Source organism: Maricaulis sp. (genome assembly GCF_017642925.1).
In the GTDB taxonomy this organism is placed as follows: domain Bacteria; phylum Pseudomonadota; class Alphaproteobacteria; order Caulobacterales; family Maricaulaceae; genus Maricaulis.
Genome location: NZ_JAEPOL010000017.1, coordinates 34,732 through 53,954, shown reverse-complemented (window position 1 = coordinate 53,954; position 19,223 = coordinate 34,732). Strand labels below are relative to the sequence as shown.

The 19,223-nt window shown below is 64.7% G+C and carries 17 protein-coding genes; 3 read left to right on the top strand and 14 right to left on the bottom strand.

Annotation, left to right across the window (positions count from 1 at the left end; translation table 11 throughout):
- Positions 1-64: 64 nt before the first annotated feature.
- Positions 65-1,708, top strand: a complete 1,644-nt coding sequence (locus JJ918_RS13665) for a long-chain-fatty-acid--CoA ligase (RefSeq protein ID WP_291888350.1) — start codon at positions 65-67, stop codon at positions 1,706-1,708.
- A 70-nt stretch (positions 1,709-1,778) separates the two neighbouring features.
- Here the strand turns inward: JJ918_RS13665 and JJ918_RS13660 are convergent, their stop codons facing one another.
- Positions 1,779-2,546: an SDR family oxidoreductase gene (locus JJ918_RS13660; protein WP_291888347.1), complete on the bottom strand. Its 768-nt coding sequence runs from the start codon at positions 2,544-2,546 to the stop codon at positions 1,779-1,781.
- Positions 2,547-2,706: 160 nt separating this feature from the next.
- On the opposite strand from JJ918_RS13660, the gene JJ918_RS13655 reads away from it, so the two are divergent.
- Together JJ918_RS13655 and JJ918_RS13650 are read left to right on the top strand one after the other, a co-directional pair.
- The gene (locus JJ918_RS13655) at positions 2,707-3,606 is read left to right on the top strand and encodes an AraC family transcriptional regulator (protein ID WP_291888345.1); all 900 of its coding nucleotides are present in this window, start codon (positions 2,707-2,709) and stop codon (positions 3,604-3,606) included.
- 153 nt (positions 3,607-3,759) lie between these two features.
- On the top strand, positions 3,760-3,954 hold the full coding sequence (locus tag JJ918_RS13650) for a superinfection immunity protein (protein ID WP_291888338.1): 195 nt from the start codon (positions 3,760-3,762) through the stop codon (positions 3,952-3,954).
- Positions 3,955-4,319: 365 nt separating this feature from the next.
- On the opposite strand, the gene JJ918_RS13645 is transcribed toward JJ918_RS13650, so the two are convergent.
- The 13 genes from JJ918_RS13645 to hutI all read right to left on the bottom strand — a co-directional run bounded on the left by JJ918_RS13645 (position 4,320) and on the right by hutI (position 19,201).
- On the bottom strand, positions 4,320-4,994 hold the full coding sequence (locus JJ918_RS13645) for a nitroreductase family protein (protein ID WP_291888336.1): 675 nt from the start codon (positions 4,992-4,994) through the stop codon (positions 4,320-4,322).
- A 2-nt stretch (positions 4,995-4,996) separates the two neighbouring features.
- On the bottom strand, positions 4,997-6,025 hold the full coding sequence (gene tdh, locus JJ918_RS13640) for an L-threonine 3-dehydrogenase (RefSeq protein ID WP_291888334.1): 1,029 nt from the start codon (positions 6,023-6,025) through the stop codon (positions 4,997-4,999).
- A 19-nt stretch (positions 6,026-6,044) separates the two neighbouring features.
- Positions 6,045-6,890, bottom strand: a complete 846-nt coding sequence (locus JJ918_RS13635; protein WP_291888332.1) for a hypothetical protein — start codon at positions 6,888-6,890, stop codon at positions 6,045-6,047.
- Between the two features lie 262 nt (positions 6,891-7,152).
- Positions 7,153-8,262: an NAD(P)/FAD-dependent oxidoreductase gene (locus JJ918_RS13630; RefSeq protein WP_291888329.1), complete on the bottom strand. Its 1,110-nt coding sequence runs from the start codon at positions 8,260-8,262 to the stop codon at positions 7,153-7,155.
- A 142-nt stretch (positions 8,263-8,404) separates the two neighbouring features.
- Positions 8,405-9,583 carry a hypothetical protein gene (locus JJ918_RS13625; protein ID WP_291888324.1) on the bottom strand — a complete coding sequence of 393 codons (1,179 nt, stop codon included), beginning with the start codon at positions 9,581-9,583 and terminating at the stop codon, positions 8,405-8,407.
- 189 nt (positions 9,584-9,772) lie between these two features.
- Positions 9,773-10,159 carry a hypothetical protein gene (locus tag JJ918_RS13620; RefSeq protein WP_291888321.1) on the bottom strand — a complete coding sequence of 129 codons (387 nt, stop codon included), beginning with the start codon at positions 10,157-10,159 and terminating at the stop codon, positions 9,773-9,775.
- A gap of 126 nt (positions 10,160-10,285) precedes the next feature.
- Positions 10,286-10,846 (bottom strand): hypothetical protein, encoded by a 561-nt coding sequence (locus JJ918_RS13615; RefSeq protein ID WP_291888317.1) that lies wholly within the window; start codon positions 10,844-10,846, stop codon positions 10,286-10,288.
- 31 nt (positions 10,847-10,877) lie between these two features.
- Positions 10,878-12,080, bottom strand: a complete 1,203-nt coding sequence (locus JJ918_RS13610; protein WP_291888314.1) for a glycine C-acetyltransferase — start codon at positions 12,078-12,080, stop codon at positions 10,878-10,880.
- A 318-nt stretch (positions 12,081-12,398) separates the two neighbouring features.
- Positions 12,399-13,559 (bottom strand): serine hydrolase, encoded by a 1,161-nt coding sequence (locus JJ918_RS13605; RefSeq protein WP_291888311.1) that lies wholly within the window; start codon positions 13,557-13,559, stop codon positions 12,399-12,401.
- 428 nt (positions 13,560-13,987) lie between these two features.
- Positions 13,988-15,658 carry a urocanate hydratase gene (gene hutU / locus JJ918_RS13600; protein ID WP_291888307.1) on the bottom strand — a complete coding sequence of 557 codons (1,671 nt, stop codon included), beginning with the start codon at positions 15,656-15,658 and terminating at the stop codon, positions 13,988-13,990.
- 1 nt (position 15,659) lies between these two features.
- A complete protein-coding gene (hutG, locus tag JJ918_RS13595; protein ID WP_291888305.1) occupies positions 15,660-16,472 on the bottom strand; it encodes an N-formylglutamate deformylase in 813 nt (270 codons plus the stop codon).
- The gene (gene hutH / locus JJ918_RS13590; protein WP_291888303.1) at positions 16,473-18,002 is read right to left on the bottom strand and encodes a histidine ammonia-lyase; all 1,530 of its coding nucleotides are present in this window, start codon (positions 18,000-18,002) and stop codon (positions 16,473-16,475) included.
- Positions 17,993-19,201 carry an imidazolonepropionase gene (gene hutI, locus JJ918_RS13585; RefSeq protein WP_291888300.1) on the bottom strand — a complete coding sequence of 403 codons (1,209 nt, stop codon included), beginning with the start codon at positions 19,199-19,201 and terminating at the stop codon, positions 17,993-17,995. Before hutI ends, hutH begins: the two co-directional genes overlap by 10 nt.
- Positions 19,202-19,223: the final 22 nt, after the last annotated feature.

Sequence of the window (19,223 nt, the reverse complement as noted above, 5' to 3'; positions counted from 1 at the left end):
GGAATTCGTTTGATGGGAAAAACACCACAACAACGCAACGGTTGACCAGTTAAGGGGAGAGAGCATGACATTCCGCGCACACATGATGGATTGTCCGTTGATGATTTCGGACATTCTTGTCCACGCGGCCAAATGCCATGGCGGCCAGGAGATCGTGACACGCCTGCCGGAGACGGGCGAGATTCATCGCGAGACCTATGCCCAAGCACATGAGCGTACAAAACAGCTGGCGAATGCGCTCAGGAAGAAGCTGAAGATTCGCGAGGGTGACCGCGTCGCCACCATCGCCTGGAACTCGCATCGCCATTTCGAGCTCTATTACGGCATTTCCGGCATGGGCGCCGTGGTTCACACGGTCAATCCGCGTCTCGATCCCAAGCAGATCGTGTGGATGCTGGAACACGCCCAGGCTAAGGCAGTCTTCTTCGACAAGCAGTTCGCACCGATCGTCGACGGCATCTCGAAGATGTGCAAGTCGGTGAAGAACTGGGTGCTGATGACCGACAAGTCGCACGCCGATGCGGTCAAGACCAAGTGCAAGACTTATGAGGAACTGATCGCCGAGCAATCGTCCGATTTCGACTGGCCGGTGTTCGACGAGTACACCGCCGCCGGCCTGTGCTACACGTCCGGAACGACGGGCGACCCCAAGGGCGTCCTCTATTCCCACCGTTCCAACGTGCTGCACGCCATGGCCTGCTCGGCTTCGGACGTGATCGGCGTCGGCGCGCGCGGCACGCTGCTGCCGGTGGTGCCGATGTTCCACGTCAATGCCTGGGGCATCCCCTATGCCGCGCCGATGAACGGCGCCAAGCTGGTCATGCCCGGCGCACAGATGGACGGGCAGAGCATTCACGAGCTGATCGAGGGCGAGAAGGTCAATTATGTCGCCGGCGTGCCGACGGTGTGGCTTGGCCTGCTCAACTATCTTGAACAGGAAGGCAAGCGCATCGACTCGATCGAGCGCGTGCTGATCGGCGGCTCGGCCCTGCCCGAAGCGCTGCTGCGCGCCTATGAGGACAAGTATGACGTCGTCATGCAGCAGGGCTGGGGCATGACCGAGATGAGCCCGCTGGGCACGGTCAATGCATCCCTGCCCAAGCACGACGCGCTGGACCGCGAAGAGCAGATCAAGATCAAGCTCAAACAGGGCCGTCTCGTCTTCGGTGTCGGCATGCGGATCGTCGACGATGAAGGCAAGGAACTGCCCTGGGACGGCAAGTCCTCCGGTCATGTGCAGGTACGCGGTCCGTGGATCGCTTCGGCCTATTATCGCGGCGCCGGTGCCGACAGCTTCACCGAGGATGGCTGGTTCAGGACCGGCGATGTCGCCTATCTCGACGGCGATGGCTACATGACCATCACCGACCGCTCCAAGGACGTGATCAAGACCGGCGGGGAATGGATTTCCTCGATCGATCTGGAAAACGCCGCCATGGGTCATCCGGATGTCGCCATGGCTGCCGCCGTGGGCATGCCGCACCCGAAATGGCAGGAACGCCCGCTCCTCGTCGTGCAACCCAAGCCGGGTGTCACGCCGAACGCCGAGTCGATCCTGGACTATCTGCGCGGCCAGGTGCCCAAATGGTGGGTGCCGGATGCGGTGGAGTTCATCGACGAGATGCCGATCGGCGCCACCGGCAAGATCCTCAAGACCAAGCTGCGGGAAATCTACAAGGACTACGAATTCCCGACGGTCGACGCCTGACCGGTCTCTGTCTGTAGCAACGGAATGACTGACGCCCGCCCCTCCCGGGGGCGGGCGTTCGCATTTGAGGTCACAGTGCCTGGCCGCCGGAGACCTCGATCCTCTGCGCCGTCAGCCAGCCGAAATCGCCGGTCAGAAGGCTGGAGATCGCGCCGCCGATATCGTCGGGCTGGCCGACCCGGCCCAGCGCCGTCACCGAGGCGATTTCGGCATTCATCTGCGCATTGTCACGCACCATGCCGCCACCGAAATCCGTCTCGATCGCGCCGGGCGCGACCACATTCACGCGGATCCCCCGCTCGCCCAGTTCACGGGCCTGGTAGCGGGTCAGCGCCTCGATTGCGCCCTTCATCGCGGCATAGGCGGCAAAGCCGGGCAGCGTGATGCGGGTCAGGCCCGACGAGACATTCACCACATGCCCGCCATCGCGGATCAGCGGCAGGAGCGTCTGGGTGAGGAAGAAGACGCCCTTGAAGTGGACATTCACCAGCCCGTCGAACTCGGCCTCGGTGACTTCGGCGAAGGGCTTGTAGACGCCATGTCCGGCATTGTTGACCAGGAAGTCGATCCGGTCGCGCTGCCAGCCCTCGGCCAGGACGGATTTCACAGCCTCGGCAAAGCCGGCGAAGCTGGCAATGTCGCCGGTGTCGAGCTGCAGGATCGCCGCCCGGCCTCCCAGCGCCTCGATCTCGGCCATGGCGCTTTCCGCCTCCGCGCGATTGCCGCGCCAGGTCAGGATGACATCGACGCCCTTGCGGGCCAGATGAAGGGCGGTATTGCGGCCCAGCCCGCGGCTGCCGCCGGTGATCAGGGCGATGGGGGTGGTTGATTGGGTCATGGGAAAGGCTCCGGTGTTCAAGACGCCCCTCATCTAGCGGCCGCACCGATGCCCGGCCTGCCGCATGCTCCGGAAAACCTGCCCGATCCTCCGGAACCCCGGCTCGCCCGACTTGCGCGGCGAGGTACCCGCGCGTAGTCCATACCGGCAGGAGCCATGCATGACCGATCTCGACAGCCTGAAGCGCGACATGACCCGGCATGCCGACCGTATGGGCTTTGACACCCAGCCGAACCCGACCGGTGTGCCCGGTCTCAGCCTGGTGCGCAGCCGGGCGCCGACGCCGCTCGATGTCGTCGACTACCGCCCGATTTTCTGCCTGGTCCTGCAGGGTGCCAAGCAGACCGTGATGGGCGATACCGCGCTCACCTTTGCCGCCGGCCAGACCCTGATCGTCGGCCTCGACCTGCCGACAACGGCCCGCATTGTCACGGCCAGTGCCGGCGCGCCCTATCTCTCGCTGGGCCTGGAGATCGATATCGCGCTGCTGCGCGAACTCATGGCCGGACTGCCAGAGGACGCGCTGCCGCCACCGCGCACGGAGTATCGCTGCTCCGCGATGACGGTGACCACCGCCGACCCGGCCCTTGTCGATGCGATGGCGCGTCTTTACCGCCTGCACGAGCAGCCGGACGATCTGCCTGTCCTGGCGCCGCTGACGGTCCGGGAAATCCACTATCGCCTGCTGCGCAGCCCGGAGGCGCCGCTCCTCGCCAGCCTGACCCGGCCTGACAGTCATGCCAGCCGGATCGCCCGCGCCATCGGGCGTATCCGCCGCGAGTTCGACAATGCCCTGCCCGTTGCCGATCTGGCGCGCGAGGCCGGCATGAGCGCCTCGGCCTTTCACGAGCATTTCCGCAGCCTGACCGGCACGACGCCGCTGCAATACCAGAAGACGCTGCGCCTGATGGAGGCCCGCCGCCGGCTGACCGACACCGCCGAGAGCGTCTCGGCCATCGCCTTTGCCATCGGCTATGAAAGCCCGACCCAGTTCTCGCGCGAATACAGCCGCCAGTTCGGCCGCCCGCCGCGTGCGGAACGGGCGCTGCGGACCGCCTGACAGAGCCGGTTCCCGGACATTCCCGAGGCCTCCAAAGAGAGGCGGGACGAAAATCCGTCCAATCCCCCCTTCCCCGCTATTGCGCTCTTCCGGGGGCGCTCATACATTCATATCGAAATTCGATATGAAGTGGAAACGGAGATGGAGATCGTCATGATGGGTGGAGCGGAGTTCGGCATCATCGCCTTGCTGCTGATGTTCCTGCCGACGCTGATCGCGCTCTTGCGCGGTCACGACAACACCTTTGCGATCTTCCTCACCAACCTGCTTCTGGGCTGGACGGTGATCGGCTGGGTGGTCGCACTGATCTGGTCCTTCACGGCAATCCGCCGGCGCATGCGGGCCTAGGGTTCCCCCAACCCCGAAACGGGAAACCGGTTCCCTCACTCCCGGTTTCCCTGGCAAAAGCGCCCCGATCAGATAACGGTTGGTCGGCAAATCTGGCGCCCGGATCCTCCCCCGATCCGGGCGCTCTGTTTTTTGGGGGTTCGCGGGTCGGCAGTCATGCCGCCCGATCCCCATCAATCCACAAGGCATTTTTCCCGGCTGGATGTCCCGCGCAGGCGGGACGCAGCGCCGGGACCGACCGACGAGATACCGGGCTCATCGCTCGTCCTCTGGGTCCCGGATCTCCACCCTGTCTCCGCAGGCTGAAGCCTGCGCCCGCGAAAGCGGGTGGCCGGGAAAAATGCGTGTTGTCTGGAGGAGAAAACTCACAACCAGGTCGTGATCTCGTCCAGGGACTTCTTCACCAGCGCGTGTTCCGGCACGGTGGCACCTTCGGCCGGATAGCCGCCGACGATCAGCATGTAGGGCTTTTCGGTCACCGGGCGTTCGCAGACCTCGTTGAGGAAACGCATCGGGTTGGGCGTGTGGGTGAGCGTCACCAGGCCCGCCTCGTGCAGCGCCGCCAGCAGGAAACCGCAGGCAATGCCGACGCTCTCATTGATATAGTAATTCTTCTTGTCCTGACCCGCGCGTTCGCCGCCGCGCTTCTGGGCGAAGACCGCGATCAGCACGGGCGCGGTCTCGAGAAACGGCTTGTCGGCATCCGTGCCCAGCGGCGCGAGCGCCTCGAGCCATTCCTCCGACGCCTTGCCGGCATAGAAGGCCCGCTCCTCCGCCTCGGCCGCTTCGCGCAGCGCCTTGCGGCGCTCGGCGTCGGTCAGAACGACGAAATGCCAGGGCTGGTGATTGGCACCCGACGGCGCCGATCCGGCGGCCAGGATGGCCTGTTCGACGATCGCGCGATCGACCGGACGATCGGAATAATCGCGCACCGTGCGGCGACGGCGCAGATTTTCCGTGAAGGCCGCAACCCGGGACGACATGTCCTCGGGCGCATACTCGACAAACCCTTCCAGCGGCACGCGTTTTTCGGCACCCATGATCAGCTCCAGTCCAGGACCACCTTGCCCGACTTGCCGGCACGCATGGCGTCGAAACCCTTCTGGAATTCGTCGGCGGCATAGCGGTGGGTGATGATGCGCGAGACGTCCAGACCGCTTTCGAGCATGGCGATCATCTTGTACCAGGTCTCGAACATCTCGCGGCCATAAACGCCTTTCAGCGTGATCGCCTTGAGGACGAGCTGGCCGAAATCCACCTCGATCGGCTTGGACGGCAGGCCGAGCATCGCGATCTTGCCGCCCATCACCATATTGTTGAGCATCGAGCCGAAAGCCTGCGGCGCGCCGGACATTTCCAGGCCGACATCAAAGCCTTCGGTCATCTTCAGCGCCTTGCGGACATCGCGCAGGTCTTCCTTCGAGACGTCGACCGTGCGGATATTCGGCGCGACCTGGCTGGCCAGGTGGAGACGGTGCGTATTGATGTCGGTCAGCACGACATGGCGCGCACCGACATGGCGGGCGATGGCCGCCGCCATGATGCCGATCGGGCCGGCCCCGGTGATCAGCACATCCTCGCCGATCAGGTCGAACTGCAGCGCCGTGTGCACGGCATTGCCCAGCGGGTCGAGAATGGCGCCCATCTCGTCGGGCACTTCTTCGGGCAGCGGCACGACATTGAAGGCCGGCAGTTTCATGTATTCGGCAAAGGCGCCGGGAATGTTCACGCCGACGCCGCGCGTGTCGGGGTCGAGGTGGAAACGGCCTGCCCGCGCCGCGCGCGAGGTGGCGCCGACAACATGGCCCTCGCCGGAGACACGCTGGCCCACTTTCACGCGGGTCACATTGCCGCCGACCTCAACGATCTCGCCGGCATATTCATGGCCCACCACCATCGGTGTCGGCACATTCTTCGCGGCCCAGTCATCCCAGTTATAGATGTGGATGTCGGTGCCGCAGATGGCGGTCTTGGTGATGCGGATCAGCACGTCGTCCGGGCCGATCTTGGGCATCGGCACGTCGTCCATCCAGATGCCTTCTTCCGGCTTGGCCTTGACCAGGGCTTTCATGGCTTTTCCTCGACCTTTGCTAGCGGGTGCCCGTCTTGCGGGACCCTTTGGGCTTGGCGAGAAAATACATCACCGCGGCGGCGGGAAAAGTGAGCATGAATGGAATGAGCAGTATGCTCATGATTTCCGCGACATGGCCGTTCGAACCGGTCAGCCATGTGAGGCAGATGGCGAAGGCGGCCAATGCAGGCGGCACCGCCAGCCAGCGCCGCCACTCATGCCAGACCGGCCGGCCGGAGAACCATAACAGGGCCGACAGCAGCACCGCATAGGTCGCCATCAGCGCCCATTTGATCCAGGTGTCCTCGCGCAGGAATTCGATCCGGATCGGCAGGAAGCTGTCGAACACGAAAGAGGCCAGTTCCAGCGCCGGCGGGGCATTCTCGAACACCTCGTCCGACAGACAGTCGCGCAGGACCGGATCGCCGCCCTGATCCTCCGGCACGGTCTGGGCGTTGCAATGCGGGTTCTCGATCTCGTCGAGAATATCGTCGATCGTGGCGTTTTCCTGCCAGTCCGCAACGATGGTCGCCACGGCCAGGCCAACGCCGAGAACGGCGAAGATATTTCCCCGCATCGCCATGCCCAGAAAGAGGCAGGCGGCCATGCCCGCATAGGCGATGGGGAAGAAGACATCGATGAACTGCACGTGCCGGATATAATCGCGCATCTCCGCTCCGGCCTCGCCCTGCAGGAAGTCGAGATGTGTCACCTGCGTGGCGAATTCCAGGGCCAGGATGGGCGTGCTGAAACCGGAATGCAGCGGCACGGCCGGCTCCGGCGGTGTACCGAAGGCCAGCGTCAGCAGGGTCGTTGCCAGCGCAAACAGGATGCAAAGCCCGAAGGCCCAACGCGATGGTGTCATGTCTGCCTCCCCTTCCCCGGCAGGATTTGGCCATGAACGCAGCGCCGCGACAAGGACTGCGTTTGCCGCTCAAAATTTTGTCATCCCGGCGGGATGGCCCGCGAAGGCGGGCCGCAGGGCCGGGAGCCATAGACTCGATATTGGCCAAAAGCGGGTTCGATAGCGGAGTCTGTCAGGCGTGAACCCGGATTATGGGTCCCGGACCTGCGCCCGGCCCGAGGCCGGGCATTCATCCGGGATGACAGGGCTGCCGGTTCTGCGGCTACCCCGCCAGCATCCCCGCAACATGCTCGCCGATGGCGAGCGAGGCCGTGAGGCCGGGGCTTTCAATGCCGAACAGCGTAACGAGGCCTTTCATGCCGTGCTGCCCGGTGCCAGCGATGCGCCAGTCCGGATGGGGTTCGCCGGGCCCGTGCAGTTTGGGGCGGATACCGGCATAGTCGGGCACGAGAGCACCGTCGGGCAGGTCCGGCCAGAAGCGGCGGATCGTGGCGTAGAAAGCCGCGCCGCGGGCCGGGTCGGCGCTGTAATCCTCGGTCGCGACGAATTCCAGGTCCGGCCCGAACCGCGCCTGCCCGCCCAGATCGCGGCGGTAATGCGTGCCCAGCGCGCCGGGAATGGGCAGCGGATAGACGAGATGCCGGAACGGCGCCTTGCCGGCCATGGTGAAATAGACGCCCTTGCCCAGATGCAGCGGCGGGATCGCGCCGGCCGGATAGGTCTCCACCGTCTCGGCCGCCGCCTGGGCGCCGAGTCCTGCCGCGATCACCAGATGGCGCGCCGTCACCTCGGTCGCATGATCCCCGCCGGTGCGGATCGCAAAACCGCCGCCCTCCAGCGGCCGGGCGCCGGCGAACGGTGTGTTGACGGCAATCGCCCCGCCCTGGGCAGAAATCTCGCCGGCCAGCGCGTCCATATAGCCATGGGCATCCATCACGCCGCTGGTCTGCGAGAGCAGCGCTGCCTCGGCTCTCAAGCCCGGCTCCAGCGCCCGCGCCTCGGCGCCGGTCAGGCGCTGCATGCCCTCCACACCATTCGCTGCGGCCTGGTCGAAGATGGCATCCAGCCGCTCGATCTCGTGCGGCTCGGTCGCCACGACCAGCTTGCCGCAGCGTTCATGCGCCACATGATGGCTGGCGAGGAAGTCATAGAGCTTGCGGCGCCCCTCGACGCACAGCCGCGCCTTCAGCGAACCCGTGGGATAGTAGAGCCCGCCATGGATCACCTCGGAATTGCGCGAGGAGACGCCCTGCCCGATCGCCTTCTGCTTCTCCAGCACGATCGTCTCGAAGCCGCGCTGGACCAGGGCATAGGCACAGGCCAGCCCGACAGCCCCGGCCCCGATGATGATGGCGTCCGTATCGTGGGTCATGCCCTCTCGCCTCCCGCTGCGAAGGCCATGATCGGTGTTCCCGGCAACGGCGTAAATGCCTGGCCGTCATCAAGACCGGGCAAAAGAAAAGGCCGCCCCGCGGTCAGGCTGGGCGGCCTCGTTTCGTTTTCGACGCAGGCGGTCAGCCTTCGGCGGCGCTGACCGGCGGGAAGATGCGGCCGAGGGGGCCGTCCTGCGGGATGGGCAGCAGCAGGATCCGGCGCACCGGGTTCCAGGCCGCGCCCAGCAGGACAACGATCCCGCCCAGCACCAGCAGCGTCACGGCGACCACGACGCCGGCACCCAGATCGGTCGAATTGACGATGACGCCGATCGACACGCCCGCGGTCACCAGGCCGGAGACAATCAGCGCGCGCCGGTTGATCAGCAGCGAGACCAGCGCAAACAGGCCGATCACCACCAGGGCCGTCACCGCGAGGCGCATCGCCTCGGCACTGTCAGCCGCCAGCGCGGCAAACAAATTGATCGCGTCAGGGTTCGCGAAATCGCTTTCGCCGAGCGTGAGGCCGACCTGCGCCATGTTGAGCACGGCGCCCAGCAGGATCGGCGCCGCGAAGAAATGGAGCCAGAAGGCCGTGCCGGACAGGCGCGTTTCACGGCCCGGGTCGCGGGCGTCGAACATTATCCCCGCCAGCAGCAGGGCCGCACCGGCGGCGACATTGATCGCCGGCATCCAGACGATGGCCGTATAGGGCTCGATGACGAGCAGGGTCAGCACGGCCGTCATCACCGTGCCGGCACCGACCAGACCGCCGGCAAACGGCAGGCGATAGACGCGGTAATAGGCCATCATCGGCAGCACGAAGGCGAGGCCGAACACGACCGGCATGACGCGCACCGAAAGCGGGATCTGCGAAACGACCGCCATCACCGCTTCACGGCCGAAGGCCATGTTTTCGGCGCTCTCGCTGCCCAGCTCGAAACTGCTTTCGGAAATGCCCGTGACGTGGATCAGGAACTGGGCATAGCCCCAGACCAGAACGATGGCTGTCGCAACACCGAACACGCCCGACAGCACGATGCCGGGCAGAATGCGGCGCTGTTTGCCGACCAGAAGGGCGGACAGGAACCAGGCGAACACGGCGATACCGCCGATCAATGCCATCAATATGTTCTGCCAGGCCTGGCTGCCCTCGGCCATGTCGAGCCCGGCCATCACCTGGCCGGCGCCGACGCCGAGCCCGCCCAGCAGGATCAGTACGCCGAGCGTGGTGAAGATGTCGTGGAAATTATTGAGGAAGGGCAGCATCTCGTCGGAAGGACGGGCGCTGCTGGCGCGAATTTCGCTGGTATCCGTCATATCGGTCCCCTGTGTCACCGTTACCCGTGTGATGCCCCCAAGCGATCATTCGGATGCAGGATTTCGCCACAAAGGCGAAACTGCCGGACGATACTAGCGCCATTCGGGCAAAGGGGCAGCGGGAAACCGGCGGCGCCCGTCCCCTCAGCAAGACGCCGGCACCGCTGCAACGGTACCGGCGTGTCCGGCCTATTCGGCCAGGTGACGGCTGGCTTCCAGGATCGGCAAGCCGGCCTCGGTCGGGATGTAGATCACATCCTGGCCGTTCTCGCCCAGCGACTGGATCCACAGATAGCGCAGATAGCCTTCCGGACCGCCCAGACCTTCAGCCACGATGGCATTGGCCTCGGCGACACCATGGGCGCGCGCAATCTCGGCCTGGGCATTCAGCTCCTCGGCCTCCAGGCGCGCCTGGGCCTCCAGCACGGCGATACGGCGGTTCTGCTCGGCGCGGACCAGCTCGGCCCGGCCGGCCAGTTCCTGCTGCCAGACGCCATACTGGGGCAGACCCCACATCAGGGCACCGACAGACACGGCAAGGATGGCGGCACCGCCGGCAAGAAGACTGAGTTTCATACGTCCCTCCATTCCAGCTAAACTCTTGAACACCAAGACGTTAGCCGGAAAACCCATAGGGAATTAGAGGGATTGCGCCCCGCCGAATCCGGGAGGGAATGGCGAGCCGGGAATCCGGGGTCAGATCTATTCGGGCGGGTCAATACGCTCGATCTGGACATTTCCGGGACCGGTTATCGTGAATTCCGTCGTACTCGAAGAGCTTTCGACAATTAATAAATCCAGAAAGAAAAACGCAACAACACAAACAAAAAATACAAAACCAAAAAGAGCTGACAAGCTTATCCTGTACATTTGCTGCACAGCCATGATAATTTTAACTACAAAATTCTTGCTCTCATAAATTTTAAAATACGGACTGACTCCAAATTTTAGCGGGTCTCTATCACTGTATCCTGAAAAGTCTTCGAACTCATCTTTTCCGTCAATTCTAACGGCTATATCTCTAGACCTCATAATATAATGATTCTGAAAAGTTTTATAAACGCCAGCGCAATACCAGAACGCGATAACCGCCAAAAAAGCAAGAACAATAATTGCAGGCTCCTTTGCTTGCATAGCAACAGCCAAAATTGCTGTAACAGAAACAACGGCCCAATTCTTTATCTGCACGATAAACGCGTCGTATGACTGTATCTGGGCTTCAGTAACCTTGTACTCCTCCAAGAGGACATCTTTCTCGCCCATGTTCCACCCCAAAAACCGCTACAACAGAATGCTAGATCACGCCCATCGCCTTGCCCACCTTGGTGAAGGCGGCGACGGCGCGGTCGATCATCTCCGGCGTGTGGGCGGCGGACATCTGGGTGCGGATGCGGGCCTTGCCCTTGGGCACGACGGGATAGAAGAAGCCGATCACATAGACGCCCTCCTCCATCAGTTTCGCCGCCATCTCCTGGGCCAGTTTCGCATCGCCCAGCATCACCGGGATGATCGGATGCTCGCCCGGCAGGAGATCGAAACCGGCCGCGCTCATACCCGCACGGAAGCGCTTGGCATTGTCGAACAGGCGCGCGCGCAGATCGTCGCCCTCGGCCACCATGTCGAGCGCCTTCAGCGAGGCCCCCGCAATGGCCGGTGCCAGCGAGTTGGAGAAGAGATAGGGCCGCGAGCGCTGGCGCAGCATGTCGACGATTTCCTTGCGCGCCGCGGTGAAGCCGCCCATCGCTCCGCCCAGCGCCTTGCCCAGCGTGCCGGTGATGATGTCGATCTCGCCGAAAACGCCGCAATGCTCCGGCGTGCCGCGTCCCTTCGCGCCCATGAAGCCGTGCGCGTGGCAATCATCCACCATGGTCAGCGCGTCATACTGTTTCGCCAGCCGCACGATCTCCGGCAAATTGGCGATATAGCCGTCCATGGAAAACACGCCGTCGGTGACGATCAGGATGTGGCGCGCGCCATCGGCCCGGGCCTGTTTCAGCTGGGTCTCCAGATCGGCCATGTCCGAATTGGCATAGCGATAGCGCTTCGCCTTGCACAGGCGCACACCGTCGATGATGGAGGCATGGTTCAGCGCGTCGGAGATGATCGCATCCTCCGGCCCCAGCAGCGGTTCGAACACGCCGCCATTCGCGTCGAAAGCCGCCGCGTAGAGGATGGCGTCCTCGCAGCCGGTAAACCCGGCGATCTTCGCTTCCAGCTGCTTGTGCAGATCCTGGGTGCCGCAGATGAAGCGCACCGAGGCCACGCCGAAACCATGACTGTCCAGCGTAGTCTTCGCCGCCTCGATCAGCTCCGGCCGGTTGGCCAGGCCGAGATAGTTGTTGGCGCAGAAATTGATGACATGGCTCTCATCGCCATTCGCCCGCACATCGATCTCGGAAAACTGCTGCGAGGTGATGATCCGCTCACGCTTGTAGAGCCCGTCGGCCTCGATGTTTTCCAGCTCGGCACGAAGATCGGCGAAAAAGGCGTCGGACATGGCGGGGCTCCTTGAAGGGGATTCTTCCCGCCACTTCTATTGGCCTCACAGGCGCTTGTCATCCCGGTCCACAAATCGTCACCCTGACGAAAGTCAGGGCCCAGATCACAAAGCGCGATGGTGCCGGTCAGGCCGCGACAGAGCGCTGCGATCTGGGTTCCGGCGTTCGCCGGAATGACGGTGTTGGAGGCGGGATTATTCTACCAATTCCCCCGGACCTGTTCCAGGGTCTGCCAATGTCGGCAGATGTGCACAGCCGCCACCGTCTCCAGGCCCCGGAATTCGCTTCGCTCCTCCGGGGAAATCGGTGTGAGGCCCCTACTCCGCAAACTGGCCCGGATAGATCCACCACCAGGGCACGGGGTTCTCGCCCATCGCCATTTCCGTGATCGCCGGATAGATCAGCTCCGCGCGCACCGAATTGCCCAGGAAGACGATGCAGCGCCGGGTCTCCTCGTGGCAGATGGCGCGATTGCCGGTCCAGGGATTGTGGCCGCCCTTGTCGAACCAGAGGCCGTTTTCGTCGCGATAGACGATGACGCCCAGACCGCCGGCGAGCCCGATCTCCGCCGCGCGCGGATCTTCCTGCGTCGTGAGGGTGGGAAACTGGCTGGGCGAGCGGATCGTCTGTGACGGCGCGACGAATTGCGCCCGTGCCGCCTCGCTCAGCCCATCGCCGGCGATGAAGCCCGCCCACATACGCGCCTGATCGGCAATCGTCGTGTCCATCGAACCGGCGGCAGAGACGCCCGAGCGCTCGTCATGCGGCTCGAATGTGCCGTCCATGGCATAGCCGTCTGCCAGGTTCTCGCGGAAGTCCGGCCGCCATTGCATCGAGGTATTCACCATGCCGAACCGGTCGAAGATGCGCCGTTGCATCTCGGCCTTCAGGTCCAGCCCCAGGCCTTCCTCGATCACGTGCTGGAGGATGTAGAAGCCTTCGGCCGAATAGGTCTGGCGTTCGCCAGGCGCGAAGTGGAATTGCAGCCGTCCGTCGTCCTCCAGCCAGCGGAAATTCGCGAACCCCGTCCCGTTCGACAGGATGATGCGCGGCGTCAGCTCGCGCCATTGCGGCTGGTCGGCCAGATCGCTCCAGTCGTCGTCCCCGGTGACATAGTCCGGCAACGGCCGCGGCAGGTAGTCCGCGATCGACGTGTCCAGATCGAGAAGACCCTCATCGACCAGCATCAGGACATAGTAGGCAAAGGCCGCCTTGGTCAGCGACGCACCGTACATAACGGTGTCGGTCTCCAGCGGCCACCCGTTTTCCAGATTGCGATAGCCGAAGGCCGCCACATGCTCGACCTCGCCCTGGTCGATCAGCGCATAGGCCAGGCCCACCACCTCTTCCTCGGCCATCATCTGCTGGATCGAGGCGTCAAGCGCGGCGATCTCGGCATCGGTCCAGCCATCCGGCTGGGCCTGGGCAGCTGTGGCGAGTGCGGTGATCGAAGCGGCGGCAGTCAGAAATCTGCGCATGGATATCCCTCCTTGGCGTCAAGGAAGGAGGCTAGGCAGCGATTTCAGCCCGGGGTACCGGGATGCTCAACGCGCGTATTCCCCCACCTTGCTCCCCGGATGGGGAGAAGGGGTTGCGCGGCCGTGAGCGGGGACAGACGCCTTTTCTATCGAGCAGACGAACGATTGCCGTCCCGGTCTACGGGTCGTCACCCTGACGAAAGTCAGGGCCCAGATCATAAAGCGGGATCGTGCCAATCAGGTTCCGACCGAGTTCTGCGATCTGGGTTCCGGCTTTCGCCGGAATGACGATGGTGGAGGTGAGATTATTCTACCACTTCCCCCGGACGTGTTCCGGGGTCTGGCGTTGTCGACAACTTCGCACGACGGCCCACGCCGCCAGGCCCCGGAATTCGCTGCGCTCCTCCGGGGAAAGTGGCTGCGTCCACCTACACCACGCTCGGCAAATCCAGCCCCTGCTCCCGCGCGCAATCCTTCGCGATCTCGTACCCCGCATCGGCATGGCGCATCACGCCGGTGCCCGGATCGTTCCACAGGACGCGGCCGACGCGTTCGGCGGCTTCCGGCGTGCCGTCGGCCATGACGACCTGGCCGGAGTGCAGGGAATAGCCCATGCCGACCCCGCCGCCATGATGCAGCGAGACCCAGGTGGCGCCCGAGGCCGTGTTCAGCAAAGCGTTCAGGAGCGGCCAGTCGGCGACGGCGTCAGAGCCGTCCATCATGCCCTCGGTTTCCCGGTTGGGGCTGGCGACCGAGCCTGAATCGAGGTGGTCGCGGCCGATCACGACCGGCGCCGAAAGCTCGCCCTTTGCCACCATCTCGTTGAAGGCCAGGCCCAGCTTGTGCCGTTCGCCCAGCCCGACCCAGCAGATCCGCGCCGGCAGGCCCTGGAACTGGATGCGCTCACGCGCCATGTCGAGCCAGCGATGCAGGTGCGGATTGTCCGGGATGAGTTCCTTCACCTTGGCGTCGGTCTTATAGATATCCTCCGGATCGCCCGACAGCGCCGCCCAGCGGAAGGGACCGATGCCGCGGCAGAAGAGCGGGCGGATATAGGCTGGCACGAAACCGGGGAAGTCGAAGGCGTTCGCAACGCCCTCATCCTGGGCCATCTGGCGGATATTATTGCCATAGTCGAGCGTCGGGATGCCCATCTCCCAGAAGTCGAGCATCGCCCTTACCTGCACGGCCATCGAAGCCTTGGCGGCTTTTTCGACGGCGGCGGGATCGCTCTCGCGCTTCTCGTCCCATTCAGCCAGCGTCCAGCCGGCGGGCAGATAACCATTGACCGGATCGTGGGCCGAGGTCTGGTCGGTGACCATGTCCGGCTTGATGCCGCGTTTGACGAGTTCCGGGAAGACCTCGGCCGCATTGCCCAGCAGGCCGACCGAGACGGCTTCCTTCTTCGCGACGGCCGCGTTGATGATGGCCATGGCCTCGTCCAGCGTGTCGGCCTTGCGGTCGAGATAGCCGGTCTTCAGACGCATCTCGATCCGGCTCGGCTGGCATTCCACGGCCAGCATGGAGGCGCCCGCCATGGTCGCGGCCAGCGGCTGGGCGCCGCCCATGCCGCCCAGACCGCCGGTCAGGATCCAGCGGCCGGCCAGATCGCCGTCATAGTGCTGGCGGCCGGCTTCGACGAAGGTCTCGTACGTGCCCTGAACGATGCCCTGGCTGCCGATATAGATCCACGACCCGGCCGTCATCTGGCCGTACATCATGAGGCCCTTCTTATCGAGCTCGCGGAAATGGTCCCAGTTTGCCCAGTGGGGCACGAGATTGGAGTTGGCGATCAGCACGCGCGGCGCGTCCTTGTGGGTGCGGAACACACCCACCGGCTTGCCGGACTGGACCAGCAGGGTCTCGTCTTCCTTCAACCGTTTCAGGGTCGCAACGATCCGGTCGAAACTCTCCCAGTCGCGCGCGGCCCGGCCGATCCCGCCATAGACGACCAGTTCTTCCGGCTTCTCGGCCACTTCGGGGTCGAGATTGTTCATCAGCATGCGCAACGGCGCCTCGGCCGCCCAGTGGGTGGCGTCGAGTTCGCTGCCGTGCCTGGCGCGGATGATGCGGGAATTGTCGCGGCGGGTCTGGGTCAACTTACTTCACCTCTCCGGAATAGAGCATCGCGGCCGCCTTCAGGGCCGCCTTCATTGTGTCCTTGAGCGCCAGGCGCAGCCTGCCCGCCTTGTCCTCGCTGAATGTCCAAGGCTCGCCCTCGTCCATGTAGGCCGACTGGGCGAGTTCCATCTGCAGGGCATGCACGTTCAGCCCCGGGCGGCCATAGGCGCGCGTGATCCAGCCGCCCTTGAAGCGGCCATTGACGATCGAGGCATAGTCCTCGTGATCCATCATCGCCTTCACCGCCCAGCGCTCGATGGTCCGGTCGCAGCTCTCGCCGCCATTCGTGCCCAGATTGAGATCCGGCAGCACGCCCTCGAACAGGCGCGGCACTTCATCGAGGATGGAATGGGCGTCCCACAGCACGACATAGCCGTGCTCCATGCGCACCTTGACGATCATCTCGGTCAGGGCGCGGTGGTAAGGATCATAATAAGCCGTGCGGCGCTGCTCGATCTCGGCCTCGTCCGGCTCCTCGCCCGGCCGGTAGACCGGCGATCCGTCGAACAGCGTCGTCGGCACCAGTTCCGTCGTCGCCTGGCCGGGATAGAGCGAGGCGCCCGTCGGGTCGCGATTGAGATCGATGACATAGCGCGAATGGGTGGCGCGGATCATGCTGGCGCCGAGGTCATCGAGAAAATCGTAGAGCTCCGGCACATGCCAGTCCGTGTCCGGCAGGCCGCGTGCCGTCTCGGTCATCCGCTCGGCCATTCCGTCGGGCAGATGAGTTCCCGAATGCGGCATGGACACGATCAGCGGCGAGCTTCCGCGTTTCTCGAAGAAGACGTTCATCTAGGCAATCCCGGGCAATTCACCCGCTGCCGCGACGAGCCCCCTGCCCGTCACCAGGCTTCGGGCGCTGGCGATATCGGACGCAAAATAGCGGTCGTCGCCGTAGGCGGGAACCGCCTCACGCAAACATGTCCGCACGGCCTCGAGCCGCGGCGATGAGGTCAGCCCCTTGTGGAACTCCATCCCCTGCACGGCGGACAGCGTCTCGATCGCCACCACATTGTGCAGGTTCTCCGCCATTTTCAGGAGGCGGAAGGCGCCATGCGTCGCCATGGAGACATGGTCTTCCTGGTTGGCCGAGGTGGGAATGCTGTCGACCGAGGCCGGATAGGCCTTCTGCTTGTTCTCCGAGACCAGCGCCGCGGCCGTGACATGGGCGATCATGAAGCCGGAATTGATGCCCGGATTGGGGGTCAGGAAGGCCGGCAGGCCGGAAACCGCCGGATCGGTCAGCAGCGCCACGCGCCGCTCGCAGATCGAGCCGATCTCGCAGGCCGCCATGGCGATCTGGTCGGCGGCAAAGGCGACGGGTTCGGCGTGGAAATTGCCGCCGGAGATGGCTTCGCCCGTATCGGTGAAGACCAGCGGATTGTCGGTGACGGCATTGGCTTCGCGCTCCAGCACCTGGCCGGCCTGGCGCAGAAGGTCCAGCACGGCGCCCATCACCTGCGGCTGGCAGCGCAGGCAGTACGGGTCCTGGATCTTGTCGCAATTCTCGTGGCTGGCGAGGATGCCCGATCCCTCGAGCAAATCGCGCAAGCTCTGCGCCACATCGATCTGGCCGGGATGACCGCGCAGCTGGTGGATGCGCGGATCGAACGGAGCGACCGAGCCCTTGGCCGCCTCGACCGAGAGCGCACCGGACAGCAGCGCCGCCTGGAAACCGCTTTCCACCTCGAACAGGCCGGCCAGCGCCAGCGCCGTCGAAGCCTGGGTGCCGTTCAGCAGCGCCAGCCCTTCCTTGGGGCCCAGCCGGACCGGTTCCAGCCCGGCCTTTTTCAGCGCGTCCGCGGCCGGCAGGCGCTCGCCCTTGTACGTCGCCTCACCCGCGCCGATCAGGGCGGCAGACATGTGGGCCAGCGGCGCGAGATCGCCGGAGGCTCCGACCGAGCCCTGGGACGGGATCACCGGCAACACGCCGGTATCCAGCATCGCCTGGATCGCCTCGATCGTCGTCCAGCGCACGCCCGAGGCGCCGCGGGCCAGCGACGCCATCTTCAGGGCCAGGATCAGGCGCACGACCGCTTCGGGCAGCGCATCGCCGACACCGGCGGCATGCGACAGCACCAGTCTTTCCTGCAGCGTGGCCAGTTCCTCATTGGCGATACGGGTCTGGGCCAGCTTGCCGAAACCGGTATTGAGCCCGTAGACCGCCCGGCCCGAGGCGATGAGATCGTCGACAGTCTGCGCTGCGGCATCGACATCCGGCTTCGCGGCCGGATCGATCGTCACGCCGGCACCGCGCCAGATTGCGGCCCAGTCGGCCAGGGTCATCCTGCCGGGGGTTACGGTCACCGAACTCACAGCCATTCTCCTCCCAGGATACGGCCATGCAGGGGCCGTTTTCCGATCCATTGAACCAGTTCCGCCGGGCGCTCGATGTCCCAGACAGCCAGATCCGCCACCTTGCCGGCCTCGATCGTGCCGATCTCGCCGGCCAGACCCAGCGCCCGTGCGCCCTCGCGGGTAATGCCGGCGATCGCCTCCTCCACGGTCAGGTGGAAGAGCGTGCAGGCCATGTTGGCGGCCGTCAGCAGCGAGACGAGCGGCGAGGTGCCCGGATTGGCGTCGGTCGCCACGGCCATCGGCACACCGGCCGCACGCATCGCCTCGACCGGCGGTCTTTGCGTCTCGCGCAGCGCATAGAAGGCGCCGGGCAGCAGCACGCCCACCGTGCCCGCCTTGCCCATCGCGGCAATGCCCGCCTCGTTCGTGTATTCGATATGGTCCGCCGACAGGCCGCCGAACTCGGCAACCAGCTGGCCGCCGCCGGTATCGGAGAGCTGGTCGGCATGCAGTTTCACCGGCAGGCCGGCCGCCTTGGCGGCAATGAACAGACGGCGCGTCTCTTCCGGCGAGAAGGCAATACCCTCGCAATAGGCGTCGACCGCATCGGCCAGGCCCGTCCGCGCGGCCTCGCGCACCAGCGGGATGCAGACCTCGTCGATATAGGCGCCCGAGCGGCCCTCATACTCCACCGGCACGGTGTGCGCGGCCAGGAGGGTCGCGGAAATGCGCATGCCCGAGGCCAGGCCGACGCCGCGCGCCGCTTTCAGCTGCGCCAGTTCGCTGTCATGGGTCAGGCCATAACCCGACTTGATCTCGACCGTGCCGACGCCTTCCAGCGCGTAGGCATCCAGCCGCGACAGCGCTCCGGCGGCCAGTTCGGCCGCACCGGCCTTGCGCGTCGCCTCGACCGTCTTGCGGATACCGCCGCCGGCGCGGGCGATGGCGGCATAATCCTCGCCCGCCAGCTTGCGCTCATACTCGTCCGAGCGGTCGCCGGCGAAGACGAGATGGGTGTGACAATCGACCAGGGCCGGCGTGATCCAGCGCCCGTCCATATTCTCGGTGACGGCGGCCTCGCCCGGCACTTCGGCCATGGGTCCGGCCCAGGCGATCCGCTCGCCGGAAATCCCGATCGCGCCGCCCTCGATAGCGCCATAGGCGGCACCGCCGGGCACCATTGTCGCCAGGCGTGCATTCGTGAGAAGACGGTCGAATTGCATGGGACGGCCTTTGCATGCGTCT

Excerpts from the sequence above, each read along its gene's own strand:
- JJ918_RS13635 (WP_291888332.1), bottom strand. The coding sequence starts at position 6,890 with ATGACACCATCGCGTTGGGCCTTCGGGCTTTGCATCCTGTTTGCGCTG.
- JJ918_RS13650 (WP_291888338.1), top strand. The coding sequence starts at position 3,760 with ATGATGGGTGGAGCGGAGTTCGGCATCATCGCCTTGCTGCTGATGTTC.
- JJ918_RS13630 (WP_291888329.1), bottom strand. The coding sequence starts at position 8,262 with ATGACCCACGATACGGACGCCATCATCATCGGGGCCGGGGCTGTCGGG.
- JJ918_RS13665 (WP_291888350.1), top strand. The coding sequence starts at position 65 with ATGACATTCCGCGCACACATGATGGATTGTCCGTTGATGATTTCGGAC.
- hutH (WP_291888303.1), bottom strand. The coding sequence starts at position 18,002 with ATGGCTGTGAGTTCGGTGACCGTAACCCCCGGCAGGATGACCCTGGCC.
- JJ918_RS13655 (WP_291888345.1), top strand. The coding sequence starts at position 2,707 with ATGACCGATCTCGACAGCCTGAAGCGCGACATGACCCGGCATGCCGAC.
- JJ918_RS13660 (WP_291888347.1), bottom strand. The coding sequence starts at position 2,546 with ATGACCCAATCAACCACCCCCATCGCCCTGATCACCGGCGGCAGCCGC.
- JJ918_RS13605 (WP_291888311.1), bottom strand. The coding sequence starts at position 13,559 with ATGCGCAGATTTCTGACTGCCGCCGCTTCGATCACCGCACTCGCCACA.
- JJ918_RS13645 (WP_291888336.1), bottom strand. The coding sequence starts at position 4,994 with ATGGGTGCCGAAAAACGCGTGCCGCTGGAAGGGTTTGTCGAGTATGCG.
- tdh (WP_291888334.1), bottom strand. The coding sequence starts at position 6,025 with ATGAAAGCCCTGGTCAAGGCCAAGCCGGAAGAAGGCATCTGGATGGAC.
- JJ918_RS13615 (WP_291888317.1), bottom strand. The coding sequence starts at position 10,846 with ATGGGCGAGAAAGATGTCCTCTTGGAGGAGTACAAGGTTACTGAAGCC.
- JJ918_RS13620 (WP_291888321.1), bottom strand. The coding sequence starts at position 10,159 with ATGAAACTCAGTCTTCTTGCCGGCGGTGCCGCCATCCTTGCCGTGTCT.
- hutG (WP_291888305.1), bottom strand. The coding sequence starts at position 16,472 with ATGAACGTCTTCTTCGAGAAACGCGGAAGCTCGCCGCTGATCGTGTCC.
- JJ918_RS13610 (WP_291888314.1), bottom strand. The coding sequence starts at position 12,080 with ATGTCCGACGCCTTTTTCGCCGATCTTCGTGCCGAGCTGGAAAACATC.
- hutI (WP_291888300.1), bottom strand. The coding sequence starts at position 19,201 with ATGCAATTCGACCGTCTTCTCACGAATGCACGCCTGGCGACAATGGTG.
- JJ918_RS13625 (WP_291888324.1), bottom strand. The coding sequence starts at position 9,583 with ATGACGGATACCAGCGAAATTCGCGCCAGCAGCGCCCGTCCTTCCGAC.